General features: G+C 71.1%; 26 protein-coding genes. 12 read left to right on the top strand and 14 right to left on the bottom strand.

Features of this window, described 5'->3' with window-relative positions; translation table 11 throughout:
- Positions 1-139: 139 nt before the first annotated feature.
- The 3 genes from ACGFNN_RS28270 to ACGFNN_RS28260 all read right to left on the bottom strand — a co-directional run bounded on the left by ACGFNN_RS28270 (position 140) and on the right by ACGFNN_RS28260 (position 4,037).
- Positions 140-1,642 carry a DUF2637 domain-containing protein gene (locus tag ACGFNN_RS28270; RefSeq protein WP_393560042.1) on the bottom strand — a complete coding sequence of 501 codons (1,503 nt, stop codon included), beginning with the start codon at positions 1,640-1,642 and terminating at the stop codon, positions 140-142.
- A 354-nt stretch (positions 1,643-1,996) separates the two neighbouring features.
- Complete coding sequence (locus tag ACGFNN_RS28265) at positions 1,997-2,821, bottom strand: DUF3558 domain-containing protein (protein ID WP_393560041.1); 825 nt, start codon at positions 2,819-2,821, stop codon at positions 1,997-1,999.
- A gap of 355 nt (positions 2,822-3,176) precedes the next feature.
- Entirely contained in the window at positions 3,177-4,037 is an 861-nt protein-coding gene (locus ACGFNN_RS28260; RefSeq protein WP_393560134.1) for a DUF3558 domain-containing protein, read from the bottom strand.
- A gap of 173 nt (positions 4,038-4,210) precedes the next feature.
- On the opposite strand from ACGFNN_RS28260, the gene ACGFNN_RS28255 reads away from it, so the two are divergent.
- On the top strand, positions 4,211-5,404 hold the full coding sequence (locus ACGFNN_RS28255) for an RtcB family protein (RefSeq protein WP_393560039.1): 1,194 nt from the start codon (positions 4,211-4,213) through the stop codon (positions 5,402-5,404).
- A gap of 54 nt (positions 5,405-5,458) precedes the next feature.
- Here the strand turns inward: ACGFNN_RS28255 and ACGFNN_RS28250 are convergent, their stop codons facing one another.
- The 4 genes from ACGFNN_RS28250 to ACGFNN_RS28235 all read right to left on the bottom strand — a co-directional run bounded on the left by ACGFNN_RS28250 (position 5,459) and on the right by ACGFNN_RS28235 (position 8,572).
- Positions 5,459-5,794: a hypothetical protein gene (locus tag ACGFNN_RS28250; RefSeq protein ID WP_393560037.1), complete on the bottom strand. Its 336-nt coding sequence runs from the start codon at positions 5,792-5,794 to the stop codon at positions 5,459-5,461.
- 35 nt (positions 5,795-5,829) lie between these two features.
- Positions 5,830-6,588 (bottom strand): SDR family NAD(P)-dependent oxidoreductase, encoded by a 759-nt coding sequence (locus tag ACGFNN_RS28245; protein WP_393560035.1) that lies wholly within the window; start codon positions 6,586-6,588, stop codon positions 5,830-5,832.
- A 63-nt stretch (positions 6,589-6,651) separates the two neighbouring features.
- Positions 6,652-6,987: a YnfA family protein gene (locus ACGFNN_RS28240; protein ID WP_393560033.1), complete on the bottom strand. Its 336-nt coding sequence runs from the start codon at positions 6,985-6,987 to the stop codon at positions 6,652-6,654.
- A gap of 118 nt (positions 6,988-7,105) precedes the next feature.
- Complete coding sequence (locus tag ACGFNN_RS28235; protein WP_393560031.1) at positions 7,106-8,572, bottom strand: FAD-dependent oxidoreductase; 1,467 nt, start codon at positions 8,570-8,572, stop codon at positions 7,106-7,108.
- 106 nt (positions 8,573-8,678) lie between these two features.
- On the opposite strand from ACGFNN_RS28235, the gene ACGFNN_RS28230 reads away from it, so the two are divergent.
- Complete coding sequence (locus ACGFNN_RS28230) at positions 8,679-9,254, top strand: TetR family transcriptional regulator (RefSeq protein ID WP_393560029.1); 576 nt, start codon at positions 8,679-8,681, stop codon at positions 9,252-9,254.
- Between the two features lie 149 nt (positions 9,255-9,403).
- On the opposite strand, the gene ACGFNN_RS28225 is transcribed toward ACGFNN_RS28230, so the two are convergent.
- Complete coding sequence (locus ACGFNN_RS28225; RefSeq protein WP_393560027.1) at positions 9,404-10,153, bottom strand: Mut7-C RNAse domain-containing protein; 750 nt, start codon at positions 10,151-10,153, stop codon at positions 9,404-9,406.
- A gap of 117 nt (positions 10,154-10,270) precedes the next feature.
- Positions 10,271-11,212 carry a DUF6597 domain-containing transcriptional factor gene (locus ACGFNN_RS28220; RefSeq protein WP_393560025.1) on the bottom strand — a complete coding sequence of 314 codons (942 nt, stop codon included), beginning with the start codon at positions 11,210-11,212 and terminating at the stop codon, positions 10,271-10,273.
- An 87-nt stretch (positions 11,213-11,299) separates the two neighbouring features.
- Here ACGFNN_RS28220 and ACGFNN_RS28215 point away from each other — a divergent pair, with 87 nt between their 5' ends.
- The gene (locus ACGFNN_RS28215; protein WP_393560023.1) at positions 11,300-11,872 is read left to right on the top strand and encodes a TIGR03086 family metal-binding protein; all 573 of its coding nucleotides are present in this window, start codon (positions 11,300-11,302) and stop codon (positions 11,870-11,872) included.
- Positions 11,873-12,543: 671 nt separating this feature from the next.
- Here ACGFNN_RS28215 and ACGFNN_RS28210 read toward each other — a convergent pair.
- Entirely contained in the window at positions 12,544-12,954 is a 411-nt protein-coding gene (locus ACGFNN_RS28210) for a MerR family transcriptional regulator (protein ID WP_393560132.1), read from the bottom strand.
- Positions 12,955-13,285: 331 nt separating this feature from the next.
- On the opposite strand from ACGFNN_RS28210, the gene ACGFNN_RS28205 reads away from it, so the two are divergent.
- The 4 genes from ACGFNN_RS28205 (at position 13,286) to ACGFNN_RS28190 (ending at position 18,209) form a co-directional block, all read left to right on the top strand.
- Positions 13,286-14,788, top strand: a complete 1,503-nt coding sequence (locus tag ACGFNN_RS28205; RefSeq protein ID WP_393560021.1) for a SulP family inorganic anion transporter — start codon at positions 13,286-13,288, stop codon at positions 14,786-14,788.
- 189 nt (positions 14,789-14,977) lie between these two features.
- Entirely contained in the window at positions 14,978-16,705 is a 1,728-nt protein-coding gene (locus ACGFNN_RS28200) for a PP2C family protein-serine/threonine phosphatase (RefSeq protein ID WP_393560019.1), read from the top strand.
- Positions 16,702-17,784, top strand: coding sequence for a B12-binding domain-containing protein (locus tag ACGFNN_RS28195; RefSeq protein WP_393560017.1), 1,083 nt, complete (start codon positions 16,702-16,704; stop codon positions 17,782-17,784). Before ACGFNN_RS28200 ends, ACGFNN_RS28195 begins: the two co-directional genes overlap by 4 nt.
- Positions 17,781-18,209: an STAS domain-containing protein gene (locus ACGFNN_RS28190; RefSeq protein ID WP_393560015.1), complete on the top strand. Its 429-nt coding sequence runs from the start codon at positions 17,781-17,783 to the stop codon at positions 18,207-18,209. The genes ACGFNN_RS28195 and ACGFNN_RS28190 overlap by 4 nt, the downstream gene beginning before the upstream one ends.
- 38 nt (positions 18,210-18,247) lie before the next feature.
- Here the strand turns inward: ACGFNN_RS28190 and ACGFNN_RS28185 are convergent, their stop codons facing one another.
- From ACGFNN_RS28185 to ACGFNN_RS28170, 4 genes are all read right to left on the bottom strand, one after another.
- Positions 18,248-18,619: an STAS domain-containing protein gene (locus tag ACGFNN_RS28185; RefSeq protein ID WP_393560013.1), complete on the bottom strand. Its 372-nt coding sequence runs from the start codon at positions 18,617-18,619 to the stop codon at positions 18,248-18,250.
- Between the two features lie 79 nt (positions 18,620-18,698).
- Positions 18,699-19,184: an ATP-binding protein gene (locus tag ACGFNN_RS28180; RefSeq protein ID WP_365091099.1), complete on the bottom strand. Its 486-nt coding sequence runs from the start codon at positions 19,182-19,184 to the stop codon at positions 18,699-18,701.
- Between the two features lie 88 nt (positions 19,185-19,272).
- On the bottom strand, positions 19,273-19,626 hold the full coding sequence (locus tag ACGFNN_RS28175; RefSeq protein ID WP_393560011.1) for an STAS domain-containing protein: 354 nt from the start codon (positions 19,624-19,626) through the stop codon (positions 19,273-19,275).
- Positions 19,627-19,706: 80 nt separating this feature from the next.
- Positions 19,707-20,291, bottom strand: a complete 585-nt coding sequence (locus ACGFNN_RS28170) for a hypothetical protein (protein ID WP_393560009.1) — start codon at positions 20,289-20,291, stop codon at positions 19,707-19,709.
- A gap of 292 nt (positions 20,292-20,583) precedes the next feature.
- Here ACGFNN_RS28170 and hemL point away from each other — a divergent pair, with 292 nt between their 5' ends.
- From hemL to ACGFNN_RS28145, 5 genes are all read left to right on the top strand, one after another.
- Positions 20,584-21,891, top strand: a complete 1,308-nt coding sequence (gene hemL / locus ACGFNN_RS28165; protein ID WP_393560007.1) for a glutamate-1-semialdehyde 2,1-aminomutase — start codon at positions 20,584-20,586, stop codon at positions 21,889-21,891.
- Positions 21,888-22,577 (top strand): histidine phosphatase family protein, encoded by a 690-nt coding sequence (locus ACGFNN_RS28160; RefSeq protein ID WP_393560005.1) that lies wholly within the window; start codon positions 21,888-21,890, stop codon positions 22,575-22,577. The genes hemL and ACGFNN_RS28160 overlap by 4 nt, the downstream gene beginning before the upstream one ends.
- Positions 22,578-22,980: 403 nt before the next feature.
- The gene (locus tag ACGFNN_RS28155) at positions 22,981-24,237 is read left to right on the top strand and encodes a hypothetical protein (RefSeq protein WP_393560003.1); all 1,257 of its coding nucleotides are present in this window, start codon (positions 22,981-22,983) and stop codon (positions 24,235-24,237) included.
- Between the two features lie 67 nt (positions 24,238-24,304).
- The gene (locus ACGFNN_RS28150; protein WP_393560001.1) at positions 24,305-24,910 is read left to right on the top strand and encodes a TlpA family protein disulfide reductase; all 606 of its coding nucleotides are present in this window, start codon (positions 24,305-24,307) and stop codon (positions 24,908-24,910) included.
- Between the two features lie 4 nt (positions 24,911-24,914).
- Complete coding sequence (locus ACGFNN_RS28145; protein ID WP_362553215.1) at positions 24,915-25,676, top strand: cytochrome c biogenesis protein CcdA; 762 nt, start codon at positions 24,915-24,917, stop codon at positions 25,674-25,676.
- Positions 25,677-25,678: the final 2 nt, after the last annotated feature.

Below are 25,678 nucleotides of genomic sequence, written 5' to 3'. Positions count from 1 at the left end.
GCCCCCCCGCGGGGGGGGGCCCCCCGGGGGGGGGCCGGGGGGGGGCCCCAAACCCCCCCCCCCCCCCCCCGGGGGGGCCCCCCCCCCCCCCCCGGTCCCCATGTCCGCGGTTCGCGTGTCCGCGGTTTGCTGTCCGCCGTCAGGCGATGTGGTCGGCGGCCTCGTCCATGTTGAAGCGCTGCTTGAAGCCGGGCAGCAGCTTGCGCAGCAGCGCGGTGCTGCGCGGGTGGCGGACGTTGTGCCCGTCCGAGAGGTGGATGTCGAGCACCTCGATGCTCGGGTAGTCCTGGTGCTGCTGGGTGTAGGCGGCGAACACCTGGTAGGCGATCTCGCCGAACTCGATCTCCGCCTCGGCCGATTCGGCGGGGTCGGCCGCCCCGGTCTCCTGCCGGTCGTCGTGGAGTTCCTCACCGTCGAGCCGCGCGGGCTGCTCCGGCATCTGCTGCGCCCCGCCCTGCGGGCCCGGGCCGGGTTCCGCGGCGCGGGGGTGCGGGAAGGCACCGATCGTGCCGACGTTGCCGAGCGGGCGGGTCCGCCCGGGGCCCGAGGGGATCATGACCGGGCTGGACTCGGGGCCCTCCTCGTAGTCCGGGTCGTACGCGCCCTCGTACGGCTCGTCCTGCACCTGGGCCGCGAACCACGGGCTGTCGTGCGAGCCGGGGCCCTCCTGGGCGTACGGCTGTTGCTGGGGGTGCGGCCTTCCGTACCCGTCGGGTCCGTCGGGTACGGCCTGTGGGTCGTACCCGTACCCGTACTCGACCCCGTACTCGTCCTGCGGGCCGGAGTCCGCCTCGTCCTGCTGGGGCGGGTCCGAGCGATGGGGTGCGCGCCGGGCGTCCTGTTCCCGCTCCGCGGCGTACTCCTGCTCAGGCCGCTGATCCTGCGTCCGGTCCTGCGGGGCGTAAGGGAGTTGGGGATGGCGCTCGGTCTCCAGGGCCGCCGGGGACGGGGGCAGCAGAGCGGGCTCGATGCCCGCGGCGGCGAGCCCGGCGGGTGCGGTCTCGGCGAGTGCCACGCCGTACTTCGCCAGACGCAGCGGCATCAGCGACTCGATGGGAGCCTTGCGGCGCCAGTTCCGGCCGAACCGGGCCTGCAGACGGGCCTGGTAGATCAGACGGTCCTGCTCGAGCTTGATGACCTGCTCGTAACTGCGCAGCTCCCACAGCTTCATACGGCGCCACAGCTTGAAGGTGGGTATGGGGGAGAGCAGCCAGCGGGTGAGGCGGACGCCTTCCATGTGCTTGTCCGCCGTGATGTCGGCGATCCGTCCCACGGCGTGCCGCGCGGCCTCGACGGCGACGACGAACAGGACCGGGATCACCGCGTGCATTCCGGTGCCGAGCGGGTCCGGCCAGGCGGCCGCGCCGTTGAACGCGATCGTCGCGGCGGTCAGCAGCCAGGCGGTCTGACGCAGCAGCGGGAAGGGTATGCGCATCCACGTCAGCAGCAGGTCCAGCGCCAGCAGCACGCAGATGCCCGCGTCGATGCCGATCGGGAAGACCAGGGAGAACTGCCCGAAGCCCTTCTCCTCCGCCAGCTCGCGGACGGCGGCGTACGATCCCGCGAAACCGATCGCTGCGATGAGTACGGCGCCGGCGACGACGATTCCGATGAGCACGCGGTGTGCGCGTGTCAGCTGCATTGCGGCCACCCGCGATCCCCTCCCGAACTTGAACAGCCGGCTCCACTTCGGCATCCGGCGCGGGCACAGCCTGGCACATGCCGGCCGGGCGTGTTGCGCGGGGATGGGCCGCAGCCCGGCACTCGGGGGAGTGCCGGGCTGCGGGAAGGTGCCTCTGGGCAGGGGAGTTGAGGCCTGGGTGCGACTCCGGTCACGAATTGCCTTCGGCCTTCGCGCACCGTGGTCCTGCGCCGGGCCGCGGCCTCACGGGCCCCGTTCGCGGGACCGCCCGGGGGCGTGCGTCTCCCCGCGAGGGGATGCGTGCGGGGCCGGGAAGGGATCCGCGCGCCCGGGGCCGCCTGCGAACGGTGTCCCTTACGAGGCCTTCGTGGCCTTCGCGGTCGTCTTCGCCGTGGGCTTCGTGGACGACTTCGCCGAGGCCTTGGTGGACGACTTCGCCGATGGCTTGGCGGACGGCGAGGCGCCCGCCTTCTCGTCGTCGTCCGAACCGACCGCCGCGACGGCTTCCTCGGCGGCCTTCCGGGCGTCCTTGAGGATGTCGGCGGACGAAGGCGTCTTGGAGCCGGCGAGCCCGGCCCCGTTGTACGTGACGCTGACGACGACGTTGCCGGTGCGGGCGATCACCGTCGCGTAGGCGAAGTCGTCGTCCGACTTCTCGAGGCCGTACGTGACGGCGGTGGCCTGCTCACCGAGACCGGTGACGGGCTTGGACGCGGGCTTCTCGGCTCCCTCGGTCGCCTGCTCCTTGGCGACCTGCTTCGTGTACTCGTCCGTCGCGCGCTTGGCACCGCTGCCCAGGGACTGGTCGGAGTCGAAGCGGGTGAAGCCGACGTCGAGCCAGCGGTACTGCGAACCCTTGACGCCGTTGTCGTCCAGGCCGTTCCACGAGCAGCCGCCGCGGGTCGCGGTGTCGCTGGACTTGCCCGGGGTGCCGCCCTTGGTCTTCGCCTTCGGGACCAGGTCCTCGATCGTCTTCTTCGAGAGCGCGGTGCAGGCGTCGGGCAGCGTGGAGTACTTCGCCGGCTCGACGGTGGGCTCGCTCTTCTTCGCGCTCGGAGAGGTCGCGGAGGCCGAGTCCTTGGAGTCGCCGGAGTCCGACGAGCAGCCGGCGACGACGAGCATCACCGGAACGGCGGCGCAGGCGAGTATGCGGGACAGTCGCGGAGCTGATCGGTGCATGGTTCCTTCACTCGGACGGCACGGCGGAGTCGGTCGCGTGCGGGCGGGCGGTGTGCCGGTCGGACGGTTCACCGGTCGTTCGAGCGGTTCACGCTCGGACGCTCCGGGTACGGGCGGTCGTGCTGTCTGTCGGTCGTACGGTCTGTCGGTCGTGCTGTCTGGTGTCGGTGCTGCCCGACGTGTCGTAAGGCGGTCGGCCGGCCGCCGGGTCGCGTGCGTCACGGTGGAACACCGCCCGGTACGTCGGCCGGGGGCCACGGTACGACGGACCGAGACCGGATGCCGCCTCGGGCGCCGGCGCCCTGCAGGCGCCGGACGCCCGGCCGGGGACTCCGCGGACGGCCGGCGGGGCCGGTCAGTCGCTGAGGGTCTCGTCCAGATTTCGGGCCAGGGCCTGCGCCTTCTCCTGGAGTTCCCTGCTGTCGGGTACCTCGGTGACACGACCGGGCTGCTCACCGTAGTGGACGGTCACGATCACGTTCGATGTGCGGAATACCACGCTCACGGTGCGGTGCTGCGCGGTGGAACCCGCCGGGGTGAGCACATCGTCGAGGAATGCGGCGTCCCCGAGATCGTCGAGCAGCCGGGGCCTGAGGTCCTCGTCGCCGGCGCCCGGGGTGGTGCTGCCGGTACCGGTGGACGGCGAGGTGTTGGACCCGGCGGCGGACGACCCGGCGGCGGACGACCCGGTGGCGGCGGTCTTGCCGTCCGGGGAACCGGAGGGGGTGCTGCCGGGAGAGGCGGAGGCGGAACCGCTGGGCTTCTCGCTCGGGGTGGCCCCACCAGGCGTGGCGAGCCCGGCGTCCTCCTGCTTCGTGGCGTAGACCTCCCTGGCGCGGTCGTCGTCGCTCACCGAGGGGTCGTAGGAGACGACGCGCTCGAAGTCGATGGACAGGTTCCACGAGGCGTCCGGGGTGTCCGACGTCCATCGGCAGCCGACCTTGCGGTCGGTGTCGTAGGTGACGGAGGCCGTGCCTTCGTACACCTTCTCCTGCTGTTCCTCGGGCAGCTCCGCGGTGCCCGGCAACAGGTCCTTGAGGGTGGAGCGCGGCACGGCACGGCAGGACTCGGGCAGCGTCCGGTACTTCCCGGGAGGCGCGGTCGTGACGGCGGGGCTGCCGGGCTTGCTGTCGGCGGCGGGGTCGTCGGCGTCGGAGCCGGCGCTGCAGCCGGCGACGAGCGCCACGAGAAGCGCTACGCCGGGTACGTACGCCATGTGTCGCACGGGTCCCAGGCTCCCTTCGGTACGAAAACGGGTTGCCGCCCGATGGCGGCCGATGGACACAATGTGTATCGCACGCGCCGCTGTGACTGCCGGTCGACCAGCCTTTTTGTCGACCTTGGCACCAGTTTTGCGCTTTCAGTCTTTATCGGGGGAATCGAGGAGTTATGTCGTATGTAGAGGTGCCGGGTGCGAAGGTCCCCATCCGGATGTGGGCGGATCCGGCGTCGGTCGAGGACGGCGCCATGCAGCAGCTGCGGAACGTCTCCACGCTTCCGTGGATCAAGGGCCTCGCCGTCATGCCCGACGTCCACTACGGCAAGGGCGCGACCGTCGGCTCGGTGATCGCGATGCACGGGGCGGTCTGTCCGGCGGCGGTGGGAGTGGACATCGGCTGCGGGATGTCGGCGGTGAAGTCGTCGCTGACGGCCAACGACCTGCCGGGAGACCTCTCGCGGCTCCGGTCGAAGATCGAGCAGGCGATCCCGGTCGGCCGGGGGATGCATGGTGAGACCGTCGATCCGGGCAGGCTCCACGGCTTCCCGACCCAGGGCTGGGACGACTTCTGGTCGCGTTTCGACGGTGTCGCCGAAGCGGTCAAATTCCGTCAGGAGCGCGCCACTAAGCAGATGGGAACGCTCGGCTCGGGCAACCACATGATCGAATTTTGCCTTGATGAGACTGGGGCGGTCTGGCTGATGCTGCACTCAGGCTCGCGGAACATCGGCAAGGAGCTGGCCGAGCATCACATCGGCATTGCCCAGAGGCTGGCGCACAACCAGGGGCTGGTCGATCGGGACCTGGCGGTCTTCATCTCGGACACCCCGCAGATGGCCGAGTACCGCAACGACCTCCACTGGGCTCAGGAGTACGCCAAGTACAACCGCGCGATCATGATGGCCCTCTTCAAGGAGGTGGTCCGTAAGGAGTTCAAGAGGGCGCAGCCGGTCTTCGGAAGCGAGATCTCCTGCCATCACAACTACGTTGCGGAAGAGCGGTACGAGGGCATGGACCTGCTCATCACCCGCAAGGGCGCGATCCGCGCGGGTAGCGGCGAGTACGGCATCATCCCCGGCTCCATGGGGACGAGCTCCTACATCGTGAAGGGCCTCGGCAACGAGAAGGCGTTCAACTCGGCGTCTCACGGTGCTGGTCGAAGGATGAGCCGGAACGCGGCGAAACGCCGCTTCACGACGCGCGATCTGGAGGAGCAGACACGGGGCGTGGAGTGCCGGAAGGACTCGGGTGTCCTGGACGAGATCCCGGCTGCGTACAAGCCGATCGAGCAGGTCATGGAGCAGCAGCGGGACTTGGTGGAGGTAGTCGCCAAGATCAAGCAGATCATCTGCGTGAAGGGCTGAGGCGGGCTGGAGGCGACCAGGGCACATGGTGCCTCCAACCCGCTCGGTCGGCGCCTACTGGTTGGGTGGAGCAGCTGGGGGGAGCTCGACCTGGCCGGTCTTCAACCGCCAGAGACGGACCGAGCAACTGGCCTCGCTCCGGCTCAGTTCGACGGCTGCGGCAGAGGCATCACCGAGATCCAGCAGGATGTGGTCCTCCCACGGCTTCCAGCGGCGACTCACCGGTCGCAGACGCATGGCTGCCGGGCGCTCCCAGGAGCGCAGGTTCTCAGCTGCTGTCTGCTTGCGTGCGAGGCTGAGGCAGCCCGGGTAGTAAAGATGCCCGGCCAGCTCGATGGCAGCCTCTTTTGTGTAGAGGACGTTGTAGATCGCGGGATGCGCCGCGATCACCCGTACGAGTCGACGGCTTGTGCGGGTACGCCGACTCAGCCGGTGCGGTGCACCTTGGAGTTGGACGCCTGGGCGCGGGGGCGGACGACCAGGAGGTCGATGTTGACGTGGCTGGGGCGGGTGACGGCCCAGGTGATGGTGTCGGCGACGTCGTCGGCGGTGAGCGGGGCGTCCACGCCGGCGTAGACCTTGGCGGCCTTCTCGGTGTCGCCGCGGAAACGGGTGGTGGCGAACTCCTCGGTCTTGACCATGCCGGGGGCGACCTCGATCACGCGGACCGGGGTGCCGACGATCTCCAGGCGCAGGGTCTCGGCCAGGACGTGCTCGCCGTGCTTCGCGGCCACGTAGCCTCCCCCGCCCTCGTACGTGGAGAGGCCGGCCGTCGAGGAGAGGATCACGACCGTGCCGTCGCCGCTCGCAGTGAGGGCCGGCAGCAGGGCCTGGGTGATGTTGAGCGTGCCGATGACGTTGGTCTCGTACATCTGGCGCCAGTCGGCGGGGTCGCCGGTCGCCACGGGGTCGGCTCCGAGGGCGCCGCCCGCGTTGTTCACCAGGACGGCCAGGGAGCGGAACGCGGTCGCGAACTCGTCGACCGCGGCACGGTCGGTGACGTCCAGCGCGTAGGCCGTCGCCTGGTGGCCCGCCTCGGTGATCTCCGCCGCCAGTGCCTCGATGCGGTCCTTGCGGCGCGCGGTGAGTACCACGCGGTATCCGGCTGTGGCGAGCTGCCTGGCGGTCGCGGCGCCGATGCCGCTGCTGGCGCCGGTGATGACGGCGATGGGGGTGGCGGCCATGCGAACTCCTCGGACAGCTGATCGGTACGGGGCCCAGGATAGGCGGGGTGCGGAAGCTGGGGGTCAGTGGTTGCGGGGGGCGTACATGATCAGTGCCATGCCTGCCAGGCAGACCAGGGCGCCGGCCACGTCCCAGCGGTCCGGACGGTAGCCGTCGGCGACCATGCCCCACACGATCGAGCCGGCCACGAACACGCCGCCGTACGCGGCGAGGATGCGGCCGAAGTCTCCGTCCGGCTGGAGCGTGGCCACGAAGCCGTACGCGCCGAGGGCGATGACCCCCGCCCCGATCCAGATCCAGCCGCGATGCTCGCGCACTCCTTGCCAGACCAGCCAGGCGCCCCCGATCTCGAACAGCGCGGCGACGACGAAGAGGGCGGCTGACCGGGCGACGAGCATGAGGCCAACCCTGTCATGCCCGGCCCGTACCGGGGCGGGGGCCCCGCGGGCCCGAGCTGGCCCGAGCGGGCCCGAGCGGGCCGGTGTCGCGCGGTCGGCAGGAGCGCCGGGTGGGCGGTCAGAGGCTCAGGGCCTTCCGGAGGCCCTCGGGGTCGGGCCGCTCGCTCGCCCAGGCGATGTATCCGTCAGGGCGTATGAGCAGCGTGGTCGTGCGGTCGCCGTCCCAGTGGGCGTGGACGAGGGGGGCGGGCCCGCCGGGGGCGGGGGCGTCCGGCGGGGTGACCAGGACGTAGGCGCCCTCGCGCAGGAGCTCCTGCAGACGGCCCTCCGCGAGGCGCAGGTCGGGCGCCCGGGTCCCGGCGAGTCGGTGGCTTCCCTTCGGGGCGCCGTAGGAGATCCCCACGCCGGAGATGCGCCCGATGGCCTTGTCCGAGGCGGGCCGCACGAGCGAGAGGGCGTGGGTGACAACCCAGCGGGTGAATCGCTGCAGCGGTGTCCTGGCCATGGCCAGACGGATGATGGCGCCGCTGGCGCGCAGCACCTGCGCGCCGACCGGGTGCCGCTCCGCGTGGTAGCTGTCGAGCAGCGCCTCGGGGTCTCCGGAGCTGCCGCGCAGCACGGCGGCGAGCTTCCAGGAGAGGTTCGCCGCGTCCTGGAGGCCGGTGTTCATTCCCTGGCCGCCCGCCGGGGAGTGGACGTGGGCGGCGTCTCCCGCGAGGAACACCCGGCCGACACGGTAGGCGGGTACCTGGCGTTCGTCGCTGTGGAAGCGGGAGATCCACCGGGCGTCGTGCATGCCGTAGTCGGTGCCGAGCGCCGTGCGGGCGATCTCGCGCAGCTCGTCCAGCTCCACGGGGTCGCTGTCCTCGGCCTGGTGGGTGCGGTTCCAGCCCATGACGCGGTACCACCCGTCGCCGTAGGGGGCGATGAAGGCGAAGGCGTCACCCGCGCCGTTGACCGTCAGGATCCCGGAAGGCGCCTCGGTGAGGCGGACGTCGGCGAGGACGATGGATCTGATCACGGATTCGCCTGGGAAGGGCAGCCCGAGCTCCGTGCGGACCGAGCTGCGCACCCCGTCCGCTCCCACGAGGAAGCGGGCCCGGAGGGTGGTGCGTTCACCGTCGGTGCCGCGCAGCCCAGCGGTGACCGTGTCGTCGGTGGTGGACTGTCTCAGGTCGGTCAGCTCCGTGCCGTACAGGATGCGGGCGCCTGCCTTGAGCGCACGCTCCTTCAGCAGGCGCTCCACCTCGTACTGCGGGGTGATGAGAAGGAAGGGGAAGCGGCTCCGCAGTCGGGTCAGGTCGAGCGAGAGCCGGCCGAAGAGGCGCAGTCGGCCGAGCTGGGTCCCGGTCGAGATCAGGGGGTCGGCGAGGCCTCGGGTGTCGAGCAGCTCCAGGGTGCGCGCGTGTACGGCGAACGCCCGGGTGAGGTTGCCAGTGGTCGGGGGGCGGCGCTCGACGAGGGTGACCGAGAGGCCCTGAGCGGCGAGGTCGCCGGCCAGGAGCATCCCGGTGGGGCCCGCGCCCACGATCGCGACGTCGACGGTGTCGGTGCGGCTGGATCCTGTGCTGGTCGTGCCGGTCATGGCGGCCTCCAACGGCTCATGCCAACGGTTGTTGGTCAACGCTTGTTGGCAACGGTAGGGCGCGCGGATGTGGCTTGTCAACGGTTGTTGGCCTACAGTTGTTGGCATGACAGTGCGCGCCCCCTCCTCGCCCCGCCGCTCGGATGCCACGAAGGCCGCGATCCTCGACGCCGCGCGGGAGCGGTTCGCGGCCGACGGCTACGAGCGCGCCACCATCCGGGCCATCGCCCGTGACGCGAGCATCGATCCGTCCATGGTCATGCGCTACTTCGGCTCCAAGGAGGGGCTGTTCGCCGCCGCGTCCGCGATCGACCTGCGGCTGCCCGGCCTGGGCGCCCTTCCGGGCAAGCACATCGGAGCGGTACTGGTGGGGCACTTCCTGGACCGCTGGGAGCAGGACGACGTACTGACCGGCCTGCTCAGGGTCGGTGTCACCAACGAGGCGGGGGCCGAGCGGATGCGGGCCGTCTTCGCCGAGCAACTGGGCCCGATAGCCGCAGGCGTCTGCCCCGACCCCGCGGACGCGCCCCGCCGGGCGGCCCTGGTCTCCTCGCAGATCCTGGGCATGGCGCTGGCGCGCTACGTCCTGCGGATCGAGCCCGCCGTCGACATGTCCAGGGACGAGGTTGTCGCCTGGCTCGCCCCCACCGTCCAGCGCTATCTGACGGACGCCCGGCCCTGAGACCCGAGGGCCGGGTCCGCGCGGGATCTGGGTCCGGGCTGGATCTGGGTCCGCGCGGGATCTGGGTCCGGGCTGGATCTGGGTCCGCGCGGGACCTGGGACCGGGCGGGATCTGGGGGCAGGGGTGCCCGGCAGGCGGCCCCGACGCCTCAGCCGGCCGGTGCCTGTCCGTCCGTCCCGCCGAACTCCCGCAAGGCGTCCGTCACGATGGCTTCCAGCCGGGCGTGATGGGCGCCCCGCCAGTAGACCCGGCCGCAGGCCGTGCACTGCGCGAAGACGTCGTAGCCCGCCTGCGTGCCCTGCTCCAGGCGGCTGCTCACGGAGTCCTTGTCCGCTGCGGTGAGTTCGCCGTTGCAGGCGGTGCAGCGGGTCCACGGTGCGAGCGCGGGGGCGAAGCGGCCGAGGACGTCGCGGAGCTGCTCGTCGGGCTTGTCGCTGTAGATGTAGGCCCCCGCCCAGATCTCCCGGCGCCGGAGCAGCCCCCGGTCGCGGGAGAGCATGACGCGCTTCTGCCGTGCGGAGAGAGCGGCGAGCGCGGGGTCGCCGATGTCCTCGCTCTCGTAGGCGGCGTCCACGCCGAGAAGGCGCAACCGGCGGGCGAGTGTGCCCAGATGGACATCGAGCAGGAATCGCAGCGGCGCGCCCGGCACCTGCTGCGGCCGTCGCACCGCACCGACGTGGACGAACTCTCCCGGCCCGGGGATGTGGGACGCGGGCACGGCGGCTCCGTCCACGAGGAGTTGCCCCGCCTCGGTGAGCGGGACGCCGAGCGACTCCACGACGTGCCCGAGGGTCGACGACCCGTCCGTGGTCACCGCCGTGCGGCCCTGACGACGCTCGTGGGCGACGAAGAGCCGCAGCTCCGGGGCTACTTCGAAGGTGATCTCGGGTCCGTTCACCCGGTCAGGATGCCATCGCGCCGCGCGCGGCCGCGAGAGCTTTCCGACTGGGGCCGGTGCAGACGGCGAACAGCTGTCGCGGGTCGGGTGTCGTGTGGCGCGTCGTCGCTCCGGGTGTCATCGCTCGGCGTAGGCCGCCGGAGGGACACCGACGGTGGAGGTGAAGTCCCGGACCAGGTGTGCCTGGTCGCTGTAACCGAGATCCGCCGCGAGGGCGGCCCAGTCGGTCTCCGGATCCGTACCGGCCCGCTGCAGCGCCTCGTGGATGCGGTGGCGGAGGATGACCCATTTGGGCCCGACGCCCACCTGGCCGGAGAACAGCCGCTGCAGCGACCGGACGGACATGTCTCCGGCGCGAGCGAGGTCGTCGACCCGCCGCAGCGAACGGTCCGTGCGCGCGAGTTCGGCGAGCTCCGTCGCCAGCCGGGCCTGGGGATCCGGTGGCGGGACGAGGGGGAGGAGGTAGGCGTCCAGGGCCGCGATCCGCGCGTCCTCGTCGTCCGGGCCGAGGATCCCGCGCGCCGCGGAGGACGGCTTCACCCCCTGTGCGGGAGTGGCCAGCACCTCGTCGGCGGGCAGCCACCTGCCGGTCCAGTGCGACACCGGCCGGTCCGGTGCGAACGGCCGGAAGGCGCCCGCCCGGAACTTCACCCCGCAGACCCGCCCCCTGCCCTCCAGCCGCCGGGTGAACAGCCCCTGCACGATGCCGTGCACCTCGGCGACTTCGGCGGGCTCCGCCCCGGCCTCCGGCTCCGTTCGCTGGAAGACCAGATGGACGTTCGGGTGCGGCACCACGTGGGAGGTGTACGGCTGTGAGAGGTCCCAGTCGATCAGCCAGTAGTGCTCCAGGTACGCCCGCAGCGCGGGAGCGGGTTCGCGGAGCCGGAAATCCACGCGCTCGAAGAGGCCGCCGGCATCGACGATGCCCCGCGTCCGACTCCCGGGCCCCGGTACTCCGCCGCTCTCCCCGGGCGCGCCGCTCCCACCGTTCTCCGGGGGATCCTCCGCGCCGAGGCCGTCCCCGGCCCCGGGTCCCGGCCCCGCTCCATGTCCGGCCATGGCCGGATCGTAGTGGCGCGCCGGGCGGCGTCGGCGCTGTCGCGTTTCTTCAATACGCCGCAGCGGCGAAGGGGGATGGTGGGAGTCATGAAGACGATCAGTGAACTGCTCGAGGAAGCCGCCGCGCAGGCGGTCCCCGTCGTGAAGGCCATCGAGGACGATCAGTTGACGGGCCGTACGCCGTGCACCGAGTACGACGTCCGGGCCCTGCTCAACCACCTCTTCCTCGTGGTGGACAACTTCACGGTCCTGGCGGCGAAGGGCACCCCGGACTTCAGCCGTACGGATGACGTCGTCACCGGCGACTGGCGTGGCCGCTTCGACGAGGCGACGACGCGGCTGGTGAAGGCATGGGCGGAGCCGGGGGCGGAGGACGGTGTCAGCGGGGGCATGGGCCTGCCCGCCCGCACGGTGGGCTTCATGGTCCTGGGGGACCTGATGGTCCACGTCTGGGACCTTGCGAAGGCGACCGGTCAGGACTACGTCCCCGACCCGGCCCTCGCGGCCCAGCTGGAGCCGGAACTCGCCGCGCTCGCACCGCAGGCCAGGGAGGCCAAGGTGTTCGGCGAGGCGTTCCCCGCACCGCCCGGGGCTACGGCCTTCGAGCGGGTGCTGGCAGAGACGGGCCGTGATCCGGGCCTGTTGCCGCTCGGCCGCTGACGGTCGCGGAGGTCTCCGGCGCGCGGCGAGGGCCGGGGGCGGCGTAGAGACAGCCGACGGCGGCGTACGCCCTGCTGACGACACCCTCGGCCTGGCGCACCGCCTCGCGCGCCGAGCTACGGGCCGCCGCCCGTGTGTACGGCAGGGGGTTCCGGCGCCCGCGCCGGCAGTCGCAGGCGGTGTACAACCCGCTCGCGACGACCACGGCCGGAACGGTCAGGGTCAGCAGCAGGTCGTGCACGCGGGGGCCTCCTCAGGGGTCTTGCTCCTTGCATCGGCAGCCCCGGCGGTACGGCTGAAGATCATTCTTCGGCCAATGAATGGCCGAAGGACGCCCCCCGTACCGGTCCTCGCCAGCCGGGTTCCGCGGTCGCGCCGCGCGACGGCACACTCCCCGTACAGCGGGTCCGCGGTCGCGCCCGCCCCCGGAAGCAGCGGACATGTCCCGCCCCGAACTGCCCGGCCGCAGGGCCGGCGGGCATGTCCTGCGGCCGAACTGCCACCCGCAGGGGCAGCGGACGTGTTCCGCACTGAACCGCCACCCGCAGGGCCGGCGGACACGTCCCACCTCGAACCGTCACCCACCGGGCCGGCGGACACGTCCGCCCCCGAACCGCCACCCGCCAGGACAGCGGGTACGCGCAAGCGCCCGCGCCCCTGGAGGCCCGTCCTCAAACCCCGGGCACGCCCTCGCGTTCCAGGCGGGTGCGCAGGGTCAGGGCGAACTCCTCGGCCCGCGCCAGTTGTACGCGCACCTTCTCGACCTGCTCCGACGCCGTCAGCTCGTACCCCCGGATCCGCTGCAGGAGGGCGTCGCGTTCGTCGGTCGTCAACTCCGCCTCGCCGTCGATGCGGTCGACGGCGTCGAGGAGGTCCCGCATCTCGTCCAGCGTGAAGCCGAGCGGCTTCATCCTGCGGATGACCATCAGCCGGGCCACATCCGCCTCGGTGTACAACCGGAAGCCGCCCCGGGAGCGGGCGGAGGGGACGACCAGCCCCGCGTCCTCGTAGTGCCGGATGGTGCGCAGCGACAGCTCGGTCCGTGCCGCGACCTCTCCGATCTGCATGTGCTCGCCGCTCACGGTGTCCCTGTGCCTCTCGACCTTCGCCGTGACCGGAGCCGGACGGCGCTCTTTCATCTCTACCCTAACGTTAGGGTAGAGTCGTTTGTCGCCAGTGCGCCCAAGGTCGACGAAGCCCCCAGGCGACGGCGGTCGGCGGACCCCGTGCGCGGCGGCTGCGGCGCAGCCCCACCCGCGCCCACCTGTGGCAGTCCCGGGTGCACGTGCTCCCCGCCCTCATGCTTCCGTCCGCGATCGGCGCGGACGATCCGCGGAACGCCGCCCGGCATCCGCGCTCCCCGCACGTCCCGGTCCGCCGGGCGGGCCCGAGTAACGACAGGTCGCGTCTCCCTTGTCCTCTTCCCTACTGTCCCCGGCCGGCCGGGGAAGCGGGTTCCGGCCGTCCTGGCTGACCCCGAAGGTCCTCCGGACGGAGGTCCTGGCGGGTCTCGTCGTGGGCCTGGCGCTGATCCCCGAGGCGATCTCCTTCTCGATCATCGCCGGGGTGGATCCCGCCGTCGGTCTCTTCGCCGCGTTCACCATGGCCGTCGTCATCTCCGTGGTCGGCGGCAGGCCGGCGATGATCTCCGCGGCGACCGGCGCGGTCGCCCTGGTCATCGCCCCGCTCAACCGGGAGCACGGGTTCGGCTACCTGATCGCGTGCGTCATCCTCGGAGGCGTCTTCCAGATCGTGCTCGGCGCGCTGGGGGTCGCCAAGCTGATGCGGTTCGTACCCCGCAGCGTGATGGTCGGCTTCGTCAACGCGCTGGCGATCCTGATCTTCCTGGGGCAGGTCCCGGAGATGAGCGACGTCCCCTGGGCCGTGTATCCGCTGGTCGTCGGCGGTCTGGTCCTCATGGTGTTCTTCCCGAGGATCACCAGGGCGGTTCCCGCCCCGCTGGTCTCCATCGTCATCCTCACCGCGATCACCGTCGCCGCCGGCATCGCCGTGCCGACCGTCGGGGACAAGGGCGAACTGCCCTCCTCCCTCCCGGTTCCCGGCCTGCCGGACGTCCCCTTCACCCTGGACACCCTGACGACCATCGCCCCGTACGCGCTCGCCATGGCACTGGTCGGGCTCATGGAGTCGCTGATGACGGCCAAGCTGGTCGACGAGATCACCGACACCCACTCCAGCAAGACCCGCGAGTCCATCGGTCAGGGCATCGCCAACATCGTGACCGGTTTCCTCGGCGGCATGGGCGGCTGCGCCATGATCGGCCAGACCATGATCAACGTGAAGGTGTCGGGGGCCCGCACCCGGCTGTCCACGTTCCTCGCCGGTGTCTTCCTCATGGTGCTCTGCATCGTGTTCGGTCCGCTGGTCTCGCAGATCCCGATGGCGGCCCTCGTCGCGGTCATGGTCATGGTGTGCTTCGCCACCTTCGACTGGCACTCCATCGCCCCGGGAACCCTGAAGCGGCTGCCGTGGGGCGAGACCACCGTGATGGTGATCACGGTCATCTGTGTCGTCGCCACCTCGAACCTCGCCATCGGTGTCGTCGTCGGTTCGATCACGGCCATGGTGATCTTCGCCCGGCGCGTCGCACGCCTCGCGGACGTCACGTCCGTCACGGACCCGGACGGCGGCAGGGTCGTCTACTCCGTCTTCGGTGAACTCTTCTTCGCCTCGTCCAACGACCTCGTCGGCAGGTTCGACTACACCGGCGATCCGGAGGAGGTGGTGATCGACCTCACAGCCGCGCGCATCTGGGACGCCTCGTCGGTGGCGACCCTGGACGCCGTCACCACCAAGTACGAACAGCGTGGGAAGCGGGTGGAGATCGTCGGTCTCGACGAACCGAGCGCCGACCTCCACGGAGCCCTCAGCGGACGGCTCGCCGCAGGCGGTTGACCCGGGCCCTGTCGCCCGTCCCCCGGGCCGAAAGCCCCGGTGGGAGGCCCTCCGAGGGGTTCCGCGCCCGGGCCGGCAAGCGGAGGGCGGCTTGCCAGACGCTCCCCGACTGGGCAATGGTTGCCGAAGGGAAAGCAATTTTCGTCCAGTTGGAAGGTGGTGCGACTCGCCGCAGGCGGGTCCCCCCTCATGGCTCCTCCGAAGGATCAGATCGCCACGAGAACTCAGGAACGTCCCGAGCACGACCTGTGGGGACAGGCCCCGTACCCCGTGATCGTCGTCGACCGGAGTGGTGCGGTCGTGGACCGCAACCCGGCCGCGGCGACACTCCTGACCGGAGCCGCGCACGGGCTCCCGCTGGCGGACGCGGCGCCGGCCTGGCTGGCACGCGCCCACCAGGAGTTCGCGCACGAGGAGATCGTCCACGAGGACCCGGCCCGTACCGACGTCACGCAGGAGCCGGCCCTTCCGCTCGCCGTCCAGGCAGCGGTGGCGGACCGCCCGGCGTACCGGGGCGAGATCGGCGGACTGCCCTTCGAGGCGCGCCCGGTCCCGAACGGTGCCGGGAACGTGGCGTGGTGGCTGTTCGACGACTCCGGACGGCAGCTCGTCGAGGAGGAACTCACCCGGGAGCGGGAGCGCACCACCTTCCTGGCGGAGGCGTCGAACGTCCTGCTCGCCTCGCTCAACACCGACCGCTGCATGCGCGTCACCGCCCAGCTGGCGTCCCGGCACCTCGCCGACGCCGCGGTCGTGATCCTGCCCGCCTCGGGACGGAAGCTGCCGCTGGCGTTCGCCGTCGACGGCGGGGCGGCGGTCCGCCGCACGGTGACGGAGGACCCCGGTCTCGTACCCGGGCTCAGCGAGGCGCTGCAGGGCTTCCCGCCCGTCCCCTCGCGTTGGATCGACCCTGCCTCCCTGCCCGACTGGCTGCTGCCGGACGACTTCGCCGGCCCGGTCGGGTCGGCCGCCATCACACCCCTGCCGGGGCACGGTGTCCCGGCGGGCGTCCTCGTCCTGCTGCGCGGAGCCGGTTCCGCAGGCTTCAACGAGAACGAGGAGGTCTTCGCCCGGCTCTTCGCCGCACGGGCAGGGGCCGCCCTGTCGGCCGCTCGGCTGTACGCCGAGCAGAGCGACATAACCCGGACCCTGATGAGGGATCTGCTGCCGCCCAGGCTGGAGCGGGTCAACGGGGTCGAGTTCGCGGGCGGCTACCAGCCGGCCGCCGCACGTGAGCGCGTCGGTGGCGACTTCTACGACGTGCACCCCGGCAGCACCCCCGACGACGTGTCTCTCGCCGTCCTCGGGGACGTGTGCGGAAAGGGCCTGGACGCGGCCGTCCTCACCGGCAAGATCCGCAACACCCTCCAGGCACTGACGCCGATGTCCGACGACCACCCCCGCATGCTGCGGCTCCTCAACAGTGCGCTCCTCAACTCCCACCACACGCGCTTCGCCACCCTGGTGCTGGCCTCGGTACGCCGCGAGGAGCACCGTGTGCGCCTGAGCCTCACCTCCGCCGGGCACCCCGCCCCGCTGGTGATCCGCAACGACGGCCGGGTCGAGGAGATCGAGACCCACGGGACGCTGGTCGGGGCGCTGCCCCACATCGAGGCCCGCACCGTGGAGACGGACCTCATGCCCGGCGAGACCTGCCTGCTCTACACCGACGGGGTCACCGAGGCCCGCGGCGGTCCGCTCGGCGACGAGCTCTTCGGCGAGGAGCGGCTGGTGCGGGCCATGGCGGAGTGCGTGGGGATGCCCGGCGCCGCGGTCGTCGAGCGGGTGCAGATGCTCGCGTCCGAGTGGCTCCACGACGGACGCCACGACGACATGGCGCTCGTCGCCATCACCGCCCCGCAGACCACCCATCTGAGTGCGGTGGACGGCCACACCCGGGGCAGGTACACCGCATGAGTACGAACACTCTTGCCGAGCCTCGGACGCGCGGACTCCAGGACCGGTTGTGGGAAGCGGTGACCGGCCGGGACGAACACGCCGCGGCCCGGCTGGTCCTCGACGCCGTCGACGAAGGGACCGACCCCGAGGCGGTCCTGCTCGACGTCATCGCGCCCGTACAGGCGCGGGTCGGCACGGAGTGGGCGGCCAACCGGCTCTCCGTGGCGCAGGAGCACGCGGCCAGCGCCATCGCCGAAAGGGTCATCGCCGCCCTCGCCCACCATCCACGGGCGCGGGACACGCCGCGGCTGGGCCGGGTCACGGTGGCCTGCGTGGACCAGGAATGGCATGCGCTGCCGGCCCGTCTGCTGGCCGAGGTGCTCACCCTGCGCGGATGGCAGGTCGACTTCCTCGGGGCGCAGGTCCCCACGCCGCACCTGATCGGGCATCTGCACAGCTTCGGCGCCGACGCCGTCGCGCTGTCGTCCTCGATCCCCACCCGGCTGCCCACCGCGCACGCGGCGATCACCGCCTGCCAGGCCGTCGGCGTACCCGTGCTGGTGGGCGGGGCCGCCTTCGGGCCGGACGGGCGGTACGCACGCCTGCTGGGCGCGGACGCCTGGGCCCCGGACGCACGGGCGGCGGCGGTCCGGCTGGCGGACGGCATCCCGGCGCCGGTCCCCGCGGCGGGCAGGCAGCAGATCGACGACCTGCCGCACCTCGGCGACCAGGAGTACACCCTCGTCGTACGCGGCAGGCCCGGTCTCGTGCGCGAGGTGATGGCCCAGCTGGAGGACCGCTTCCCCGCGGCCGCCTCCTACACCGAGCAGCAACGCGAGCACACGGCGCAGGACATCGCCCACATCGTCGAGTACCTGGGCGTGGCCCTCTACACGGACGACGACGATCTCTTCACCGGCTTCATGGGCTGGACGGCGGCCATCCTGGAGGCCCGTCGGGTCCCGGCCGCCTCCCTGATGCCGGTGCTCGACGTGCTGGGGACGGAGCTCAAGGACTTCCCCCGCACCACCAGACTGCTGGCCGGGGCGCGCGGCGTCCTGGAGGCCGGTGGACCGCTACTCCGGAGCACAGGATGACCGAACGCCCCAGTCCGCCCCTCACCCTGAACGTCGAGGCCTCGCCCGGCGCCGTACGCCTGTGCGTGGCGGGTGACTTGGACTACGACACCAGTGACCAGTTGGTGGAGCGCTTCCAGGAGTGCCTGGAGGCCGACCCGGCCCTGTGCGAGGTCGTCCTGGAGTGTGCGGGGCTGAGGGTGTGCGACTCGATGGGTGTCTCCAGCCTCCTGATGCTCCACCGCGGCACCTCCGCCCGGGGGATCAGGCTCAGCCTGGACGACCCTCCGCCTTTCCTGAGCCGGATCCTCTACGTCACCGGGACCGGGCACCTCTTCGGTGTCGCGGCCGGGGGAGCGCGCGGACCGGCCGGACTGCCCGAGGACGGGCCGCGGCCGGGAGACGAGCCGTACCGGTCCTTCCCGCCGTCGGCCCCCTCCGGCTGACAGGCACTCACACATCGGGCGGGCGGGGAGAGCCGGGGTCAGGTGGCGCCGGGCGGGGCGCCGAGCGCCGCGTCGAGGGTCGGGAAGACATGCATCACCTGGTCGACGCCCGCGGTCCGCAGCAGCCGCGTGACGGCCGCGCCCGGTGCGACGACGCGCAGTTCCGCCCGCTGGTGCACCGATATGAGCAGGCCCAGGAACGAGGAGTCCGCGAAGGTCACCGCCGACGCGTCGAGCACGACGACCCGGTGTCCCGCCACGGCCTGCCACAGGGCGATGAAGAGCGGGTCGACGGTGTCGCAGTCGATGTCGCCCTGCGCGCGGACGACCCAGTGTCCGTTGATCTCCCACTCGGCCGCCACCACGGGCCGACCGGCGGGTGCGGAGTTGTCGAGGGGCTCGCGGACCATGCGCGAATTATGCCAATCGATCACGCCTCTTCGCCCGGGGCTTCCGGCCGGATCCGTTCGGGCCGACGGGGGAGGCTTCTCAGGCGAGCGCGACCAGGGCGACGATGTGCTTGCCGCCCGGGAGGTGCCTGACGGTGACGTGCTTGGCCAGCCGGCGCACCAGCAGCCAGCCGTAACCGCCGATGGGCATGGTGCCGGGATCGCGTTCCGCGGTGACCGGCGCACGTGGACTGGCATCGGCGACCGTGAGGAGCAGGCCGTCGTCCGTGATCCGCGCCTCGAACCCGGTGAGCCCTCCGCCGTGCCTGACGGCGTTGGTCACCAGTTCCGAGGTCACCAGCAGGGCGTCGGCCACCACCACATCCGCCGGGCCCTCCCCGCCGAGGCCGCAGAACTCCTCCTCCAGGAGCCGGGTGACGACGTCACGCGCGTCGGCGGCGTTCAGCGGTACGGCTGTGTCGCGGCCCGCGCCTCCGGACTCCTCCGGGGCAGCCGGGGCCGCGGCCTCCTCCGTCCCATGGACCGGAGTCGTACCGTCCCGCAGCACTTCTCGCTCCCCGTTCATTGCTCTTTGCGCCTGCCCTGATGCCGCCCGCTCACACTCGCCGAAGGCCCGCCGGGGGCGGGCGGCACGGGGCGCGGCCCGTGACCGGTCAGCATGAGAGCGCCGCGTCCACCGTGTCGGCGAAGGTGAAGGCGCCGATCGTGCCCGAGACCTCGAAGAGCCTGCTCAGCCCGGTGTCGAGAGGGCCGGCCAGGACCAGCCGTACCCCGGCCTCGGTGTGCCGGCGCTGGGCGTTCAGCAGCACGTGCAGCCCGGTGGAGTCGGCGAACTCCAGTCGGGACAGGTCGGCCACGGTCAGTCGTCCGCCGCTCCGGGCGGCGCCTTCGAGCGCCTCGACCAGCTCGGAGGGGCCCGACCACCCGTCCAGGCTGCCCCGGACACGGATCAGAACGACACCTTCGTCCGCGGTCTCCACGACCACACGCAGTTCATCCGCCGTCATGGCCGTATTTTCCTACACGGCCGCGCGCGGGTGAACAGGCGCTCCCCCGCCCGCGCCCCGTCAGGCTGCGGGGGAGGCGCTCAGGGCCACACCAGGCAGTACGCCTGATGGCCGGCGTCGTGCAGCCGGTGGGAGAAGTCCTGCCACTCGTGGAGCAGTTGGTAGACGTTGAAGGCGTCGCGCGGGCCGCCGCGGTCGGGGACCGTGGACCAGATGAAGGCCGCCGCGCCGACCGACTCCTCGCCGACGTCCCGCAGGGGGTCCACGACCGTCATGGGCAGCTTGACCACCGCGTAGTCGGGGTGGAGCACGACCAGTTCCAGCGGGGGGACCTTGTTCAGGGGTATGCCCTGTATGCCGGTGAGGACCATGGCCGCCACCGTCTCGGGCTTGATCTTGCTGAACATGCCGCCCATGCCCAGCTCGTCGCCGCCCAGTTCCTCGGGGCGCATGGAGATGGGCACACGCGCGGCGGTGGCCCCGTCAGGCGCACCGAAGTACTTGTAGGTCACCCCCACCCTTCCACTGCTCCTGCTCCCGGAATCCTCGGCGCCACCCGCCGACACGTCCCGTACGCGCTCGGCCTCGCGCCGGTGCCGCCCTCGCCGGGCAGGCTCGGGCCCCAGGTCGTCGGTCCCTTCGCCCACTCCGCCACCGCGATGCATATCTCATCCACCCGACTACTTCTTAGGAGACACAGCCCCGCCGCGCAACCCGATCATCGTCAGTGACCTCCCCCACGGGCGTGCGGTGAAACACCTGTCCGCAAGACCGTCGACGCCTCTGACACCATGGCATGGGTGAGCTTTCCCTATGACGCCCCAGTTTCGCAGACGCGAGGAGACTGACGCCCTTTCGTTGTACGAGCCTCATACGGGGAGAGCGCGCTCCCTGCTCACCGGTGGCCGAAATCGCCGGTCAGGCCCCCCGAACCTCGAATCGCAGATCAGGACCAAAGTGGCGTATTCATACGAAGCACCAGTTTCGCAGACGCTTTTCGACCGGGCGTCCCTCGTGACGCCCGGCGGCGTGAACTCTCCCGTGCGTGCCTTCCGTGCCGTGGGCGGTACGCCCCGGTTCATGGTGTCCGGTACGGGTCCGTACCTCACCGACGCCGACGGCCGTGAGTACGTCGACCTCGTGTGTTCGTGGGGGCCGATGATCCTCGGCCATTCGCACCCCGAGGTCACCGCCGCCGTCCAGGACGCCGTGGCGCGTGGTACGTCGTTCGGTACGCCCGGTGAGGGCGAAGTGGCGCTCGCCGAGGAGATCGTCGCCCGGATCGAGCCCGTCGAGCAGGTCCGGCTGGTGTCGTCCGGCACCGAGGCGACCATGTCCGCGATCAGGCTCGCCCGCGGGTTCACCGGGCGCGCCAAGGTCGTGAAGTTCGCAGGCTGCTACCACGGACACGTCGACGCGCTGCTGGCCGCGGCCGGCTCCGGGGTCGCCACCTTCGGCCTGCCCGACACGCCCGGCGTGACCGGGGCGCAGGCGGGCGACACGATCGTGCTCCCGTACAACGACCTGGACGCCGTGCGCGCCGCGTTCGCCGCGCAGCCGGGGGAGATCGCCTGTGTGATCACCGAGGCATCGCCGGGCAACATGGGCGTGGTGCCGCCGCTGGACGGCTTCAACGCCGGGCTGAAGGAGATCTGCGCGGCCAACGGCGCGCTGTACATCTCCGACGAGGTGATGACGGGCTTCCGCACGTCGAAGGCCGGCTGGTACGGCATCGACGGCGTCCGGCCCGACCTGATGACCTTCGGCAAGGTCATGGGCGGCGGCTTCCCCGCCGCGGCGTTCGGCGGCCGCGCCGACGTGATGGCGCACCTGGCCCCCGCCGGCCCCGTCTACCAGGCGGGCACCCTCTCCGGGAACCCGGTGGCCACCGCGGCCGGCCTCGCCCAGCTGCGGCTGCTCGACGACGCGGCGTACGCGAAGGTCGACGCGGTCTCCGCGGAGCTCCGTTCGCTCGTCTCGGACGCCTTCACCAAGGAGGGCGTCGCGCACACGGTGTCGGCGGCGAGCAACATGTTCTCCGTCTTCTTCACCGACCAGCCCGTCCGTGACTACGAAGGCGCGAAGACGCAGGAGGCGTTCCGCTTCACCGCGTTCTTCCACTCGATGCTGGAGCAGGGCGTGTACCTGCCGCCGTCCGCCTTCGAGTCCTGGTTCGTCTCCACCGCCCACGACGCGCAGGCGCTGGAGCGGGTCGCCGCCGCGCTGCCTGCCGCCGCCCGCGCCGCCTCGGAGGCCACGGCATGAGCGAGTCCAGCGGCAAGGACATCACCGTCGTCCATCTGATGCGCCACGGCGAGGTGCACAACCCGGAGGGCGTGCTCTACGGGCGCCGGGCCGGCTACAGCCTGTCCGACCTCGGCCGCCGGATGGCCGACCGGGTCGCCGAACACCTGGAGAAGCGCGACATCACCCATGTCGTGGCCTCGCCCCTGGAGCGGGCCCAGGAGACGGCCACCCCGATCGCCACCTTGCACGGCGTGGAGCTGGCGACGGACGGGCGTCTGATCGAGGCCGCCAACGTCTTCGAGGGCAAGACCTTCGGCGTCGGTGACGGCGCGCTGCGCAAGCCGGAGAACTGGAAGCACCTCACCAACCCCTTCAAGCCGTCCTGGGGTGAGCCGTACATCGAGCAGGTCGTACGGATGATGGGCGCCCTGGACGCGGCCCGGGACGCCGCCCGCGGGCACGAGGCGGTCTGCGTGAGCCACCAGCTCCCGATCTGGATCGTGCGGAGCTTCGTGGAGCGGCGCAGGCTGTGGCACGACCCGCGCAAGCGGCAGTGCACCCTGGCCTCGCTGACGACCTTCACGTACCAGGGGGACGAGATCGTGTCCGTCGGGTACACCGAGCCGGCCCGGGACCTCGTCCCGGCGCACCTCCTCGCGGGGGCGAAGCCGGTCAAGGGCAAGTCCAAGGCCTTCGGAGCCTGAGGGCAGCTCCGCGGGGCCCGGCGGGCGGACACCACGCCCGGATCCGCCGGGCATCGCGGGCCCTTCACGAACGCTGTGGCACTCCCTCGGACTTCGTCCGGGGGAGCCGCCGACCCATGCCGCTTTGCCGGAGCATCCGCAGGCATCCGGTACGCGGACGGTTCTCCTCCGCCCTGTGGTGCGCCGCGCGTCGATCCACCGGGCATTGCGGGACCGCGCATAGCAGGCCTCGGGCAGGAGAGAGGTGCGACCCGCCGCTCTGTAGGCCATGTGCAGCAGATGTAAGGGTCTGTTCACGTAATCATTTTTATGATTATCAGTGGAACCCCCGTGTTGGATTCCTCATCTAAGCCATCACCAGTTTGTATGGCATTGAGGTAATACGACCGCAGATGGGGACGCCATGCGTGAAATCAACCGTAGGGGCCTGCTCGGGGCAGGTATCGGAGCCGCAGCCGCACTGTCGATGTCCGGATGCGGCTCTTCCGGTTCTCCGGAGAGCGGTCGGCCGGCTCCGCCGAAGGGTTCCCCCGGTGCCAAAGGGCCGCACGGGAATGGCGGGGAGGCACCTAAGAAACAGGTCAGACTGATCGGCGACGGTTCCACGGCCGACACCGGAAAGCAGCCCAATCAGCCGGCGGCGCCGGTCCGTCTTGAGCCCGGCCAGACCCCTCCGCAGTTCGTGATCTTTTCCTGGGACGGGGCGGGTGAGGTCGGCAACGGACTCTTCCCGCGCTTTCTCGAACTCGCCGAGGAGCACGACGCGGGGATGACCTTCTTCCTCTCCGGGCTCTATGTGCTGCCCGAGGCGAAGAAGTCCCTGTACCGCCCGCCCAACAACCCGCGCGGCGCCTCGGACATCGGCTATCTCAACGACGACCACGTCAGGCAGACGCTGAAGTACGTGCGTCAGGCGTGGCTGGACGGGCACGAGATCGGGACCCATTTCAACGGGCATTTCTGCGGTGGTTCGGGATCGGTGGGCAACTGGACCCCGGAGCAATGGCGGAGCGAGATCGAGCAGGCGGTCTCGTTCGTCACCGAATGGCGGACCAACAGCGGCTGGGACGACGTGGAACCGCTGCCCTTCGACTACCGGAAGGAACTCGTCGGAGGCCGCACCCCCTGCCTTCTCGGCCAGGACAATCTGCTGCCCACGGCGAGGCAGCTCGGCTGGCGCTACGACGCGAGTTCGCCCGGCGGCAGCCAGATGTGGCCCGAGAAGCGCCAGGGCGTATGGGACCTCCCGCTCCAGGGAATTCCGTTCCCCGGCCACTCCTTCGAAGTCCTCTCCATGGACTACAACATCCTCGCCAACCAGTCGAAGAATTCGACCAACGGGATGCCGTCGCGCTATCCGGGATGGCGTACCCAGGCCACCCAGGCGTACATCGCCGGATTCGAGCGTGCCTACGAGACGAATCGAGCGCCCTTCTACGTCGGAAACCACTTCGAGGAGTGGAACGGCGGTATCTACATGGACGCCGTCGAGGATGTGATCAAACACATCGCGGGCAAGCCGGATGTGCGCCTCGTCTCCTTCCGGCAGTTCGTCGACTGGCTCGACGTACAGGATCCGGCGGTGCTCGCCAAGCTGCGTACGCTCCAGGTGGGACAGTCCCCCGAGGGTGGCTGGAACGCCTTCTTTAAACAGACCTGACAAGGGGCTTTACGGGCACCGAGGGGGGTGGCCAAGATCCCCTGAACTGCCATGCGAAACTTTTCACATGAGCTATGGCCGCGCACCCCGACGCCGCTTCGCCCTGCTGGCCGCCACAGTGGCGGCCGGCGCGCTGACCCTGTCCGCGTGCAGCGGCGAGGGCCCCAAGGCGGGCGGCGGCGGCAACACGAACTTCGTGACCGGGAGCGGCGGGATCTCCACCGTCGCCAAGGGCGACCGGGCCGACGCGCCGGAGCTCGACGGGACGACCCTGCACGGCGAGAAGCTCGACGTGTCCGACTACAAGGGCAAGATCGTCGTCCTCAACTTCTGGGGATCGTGGTGCGGCCCGTGCCGGGCCGAGGCCAAGCACTTCGAGAAGGTCGCCCAGGAGACGAAGGGTGACGGGGTCCAGTTCGTCGGTGTGAACACCCGCGACACCCAGAAGACCCTCGCCATCAACTTCGAGGAGGACTTCGGGGTCACCTACCCGAGCCTCTACGACCCGACCGGCAAGCTCCTCCTCCGCTTCCCGAAGGGCACCCTGAACCCGCAGGCCATCCCGTCGACCGTGGTCATAGACCGGAACGGGAAGCTCGCGGCGCGTTCCCTCGCGGCGCTCGACGCGGACCGGCTGCGCGACATGATCAAGCCGCTGGTAGCGGAGAAGTGACCCCGTGCTCCAGCTAGCCGCGACCGGGTACAACGACACCGTGACCAGTGGCGCCCTGCTCGTGGCGCTGCCGATCGCGCTGCTCGGCGGACTCGTGTCCTTCTTCTCGCCGTGCGTCCTGCCACTGGTGCCGGGCTACCTCAGCTACGTCACCGGGGTCAGCGGCACCGACCTCGCCGACGCCCGGCGGGGCAGGACGGTGGCGGGCGCCTCGCTGTTCGTCCTCGGCTTCACCGTCGTGTTCGTCTCCGGCGGCGCGCTCTTCGGCTTCTTCGGCCAGACGCTCCAGGACTACAGCGGGGTGCTCTCCAAGGTCCTCGGCGTGCTGATGATCCTCATGGGGATCTTCTTCATGGGGCTCATGCCCTGGATGACCCAGCGCGAATTCCGCATCCACAAGCGGCCGGTGACCGGGCTGACCGGGGCTCCCTTGCTCGGCGCGCTCTTCGGGATCGGCTGGACCCCGTGCCTCGGCCCCACCCTCGCCTCCGTCAACGCGCTCGCCTTCGACCAGGCCACCGCGGGCCGCGGCGCGGTCCTGTCGGTGGCGTACTGTCTCGGGCTCGGCGTCCCCTTCGTCCTGGCGGCGGTCGCCTTCCGCCGCGCACTCGGCGCGTTCGGCTGGGTCAAGCGCCACTACGCGTGGGTCATGCGGATCGGCGGCGGGATGATGATCGTGACCGGGCTGCTCCTGCTGACGGGCGCCTGGGACGCGCTCATCCAGGAGATGCAGGTCTGGTCCAACGGCTTCACTGTAGGGATCTGAGT

Source organism: Streptomyces sp. NPDC048590, from assembly GCF_043199535.1.
Classification (GTDB): Bacteria; Actinomycetota; Actinomycetes; order Streptomycetales; family Streptomycetaceae; genus Streptomyces.
The sequence above is the reverse complement of the archived record's forward strand: the minus strand, read 5'-3'. Positions and strand labels throughout refer to the sequence as shown.

What these genes read in the sequence shown, in the direction of transcription:
- ACGFNN_RS28270 (WP_393560042.1), bottom strand. Translation starts at nt 1,642, where the DNA reads ATGCAGCTGACACGCGCACACCGCGTGCTCATCGGAATCGTCGTCGCC.
- ACGFNN_RS28265 (WP_393560041.1), bottom strand. Translation starts at nt 2,821, where the DNA reads ATGCACCGATCAGCTCCGCGACTGTCCCGCATACTCGCCTGCGCCGCC.
- ACGFNN_RS28260 (WP_393560134.1), bottom strand. Translation starts at nt 4,037, where the DNA reads ATGGCGTACGTACCCGGCGTAGCGCTTCTCGTGGCGCTCGTCGCCGGC.
- ACGFNN_RS28255 (WP_393560039.1), top strand. Translation starts at nt 4,211, where the DNA reads ATGTCGTATGTAGAGGTGCCGGGTGCGAAGGTCCCCATCCGGATGTGG.
- ACGFNN_RS28245 (WP_393560035.1), bottom strand. Translation starts at nt 6,588, where the DNA reads ATGGCCGCCACCCCCATCGCCGTCATCACCGGCGCCAGCAGCGGCATC.
- ACGFNN_RS28240 (WP_393560033.1), bottom strand. Translation starts at nt 6,987, where the DNA reads ATGCTCGTCGCCCGGTCAGCCGCCCTCTTCGTCGTCGCCGCGCTGTTC.
- ACGFNN_RS28235 (WP_393560031.1), bottom strand. Translation starts at nt 8,572, where the DNA reads ATGACCGGCACGACCAGCACAGGATCCAGCCGCACCGACACCGTCGAC.
- ACGFNN_RS28230 (WP_393560029.1), top strand. Translation starts at nt 8,679, where the DNA reads ATGACAGTGCGCGCCCCCTCCTCGCCCCGCCGCTCGGATGCCACGAAG.
- ACGFNN_RS28220 (WP_393560025.1), bottom strand. Translation starts at nt 11,212, where the DNA reads ATGGCCGGACATGGAGCGGGGCCGGGACCCGGGGCCGGGGACGGCCTC.
- ACGFNN_RS28215 (WP_393560023.1), top strand. Translation starts at nt 11,300, where the DNA reads ATGAAGACGATCAGTGAACTGCTCGAGGAAGCCGCCGCGCAGGCGGTC.
- ACGFNN_RS28200 (WP_393560019.1), top strand. Translation starts at nt 14,978, where the DNA reads ATGGCTCCTCCGAAGGATCAGATCGCCACGAGAACTCAGGAACGTCCC.
- ACGFNN_RS28195 (WP_393560017.1), top strand. Translation starts at nt 16,702, where the DNA reads ATGAGTACGAACACTCTTGCCGAGCCTCGGACGCGCGGACTCCAGGAC.
- ACGFNN_RS28190 (WP_393560015.1), top strand. Translation starts at nt 17,781, where the DNA reads ATGACCGAACGCCCCAGTCCGCCCCTCACCCTGAACGTCGAGGCCTCG.
- ACGFNN_RS28185 (WP_393560013.1), bottom strand. Translation starts at nt 18,619, where the DNA reads ATGGTCCGCGAGCCCCTCGACAACTCCGCACCCGCCGGTCGGCCCGTG.
- ACGFNN_RS28180 (WP_365091099.1), bottom strand. Translation starts at nt 19,184, where the DNA reads ATGAACGGGGAGCGAGAAGTGCTGCGGGACGGTACGACTCCGGTCCAT.
- ACGFNN_RS28175 (WP_393560011.1), bottom strand. Translation starts at nt 19,626, where the DNA reads ATGACGGCGGATGAACTGCGTGTGGTCGTGGAGACCGCGGACGAAGGT.
- ACGFNN_RS28170 (WP_393560009.1), bottom strand. Translation starts at nt 20,291, where the DNA reads ATGCATCGCGGTGGCGGAGTGGGCGAAGGGACCGACGACCTGGGGCCC.
- ACGFNN_RS28160 (WP_393560005.1), top strand. Translation starts at nt 21,888, where the DNA reads ATGAGCGAGTCCAGCGGCAAGGACATCACCGTCGTCCATCTGATGCGC.
- ACGFNN_RS28155 (WP_393560003.1), top strand. Translation starts at nt 22,981, where the DNA reads ATGCGTGAAATCAACCGTAGGGGCCTGCTCGGGGCAGGTATCGGAGCC.
- ACGFNN_RS28150 (WP_393560001.1), top strand. Translation starts at nt 24,305, where the DNA reads ATGAGCTATGGCCGCGCACCCCGACGCCGCTTCGCCCTGCTGGCCGCC.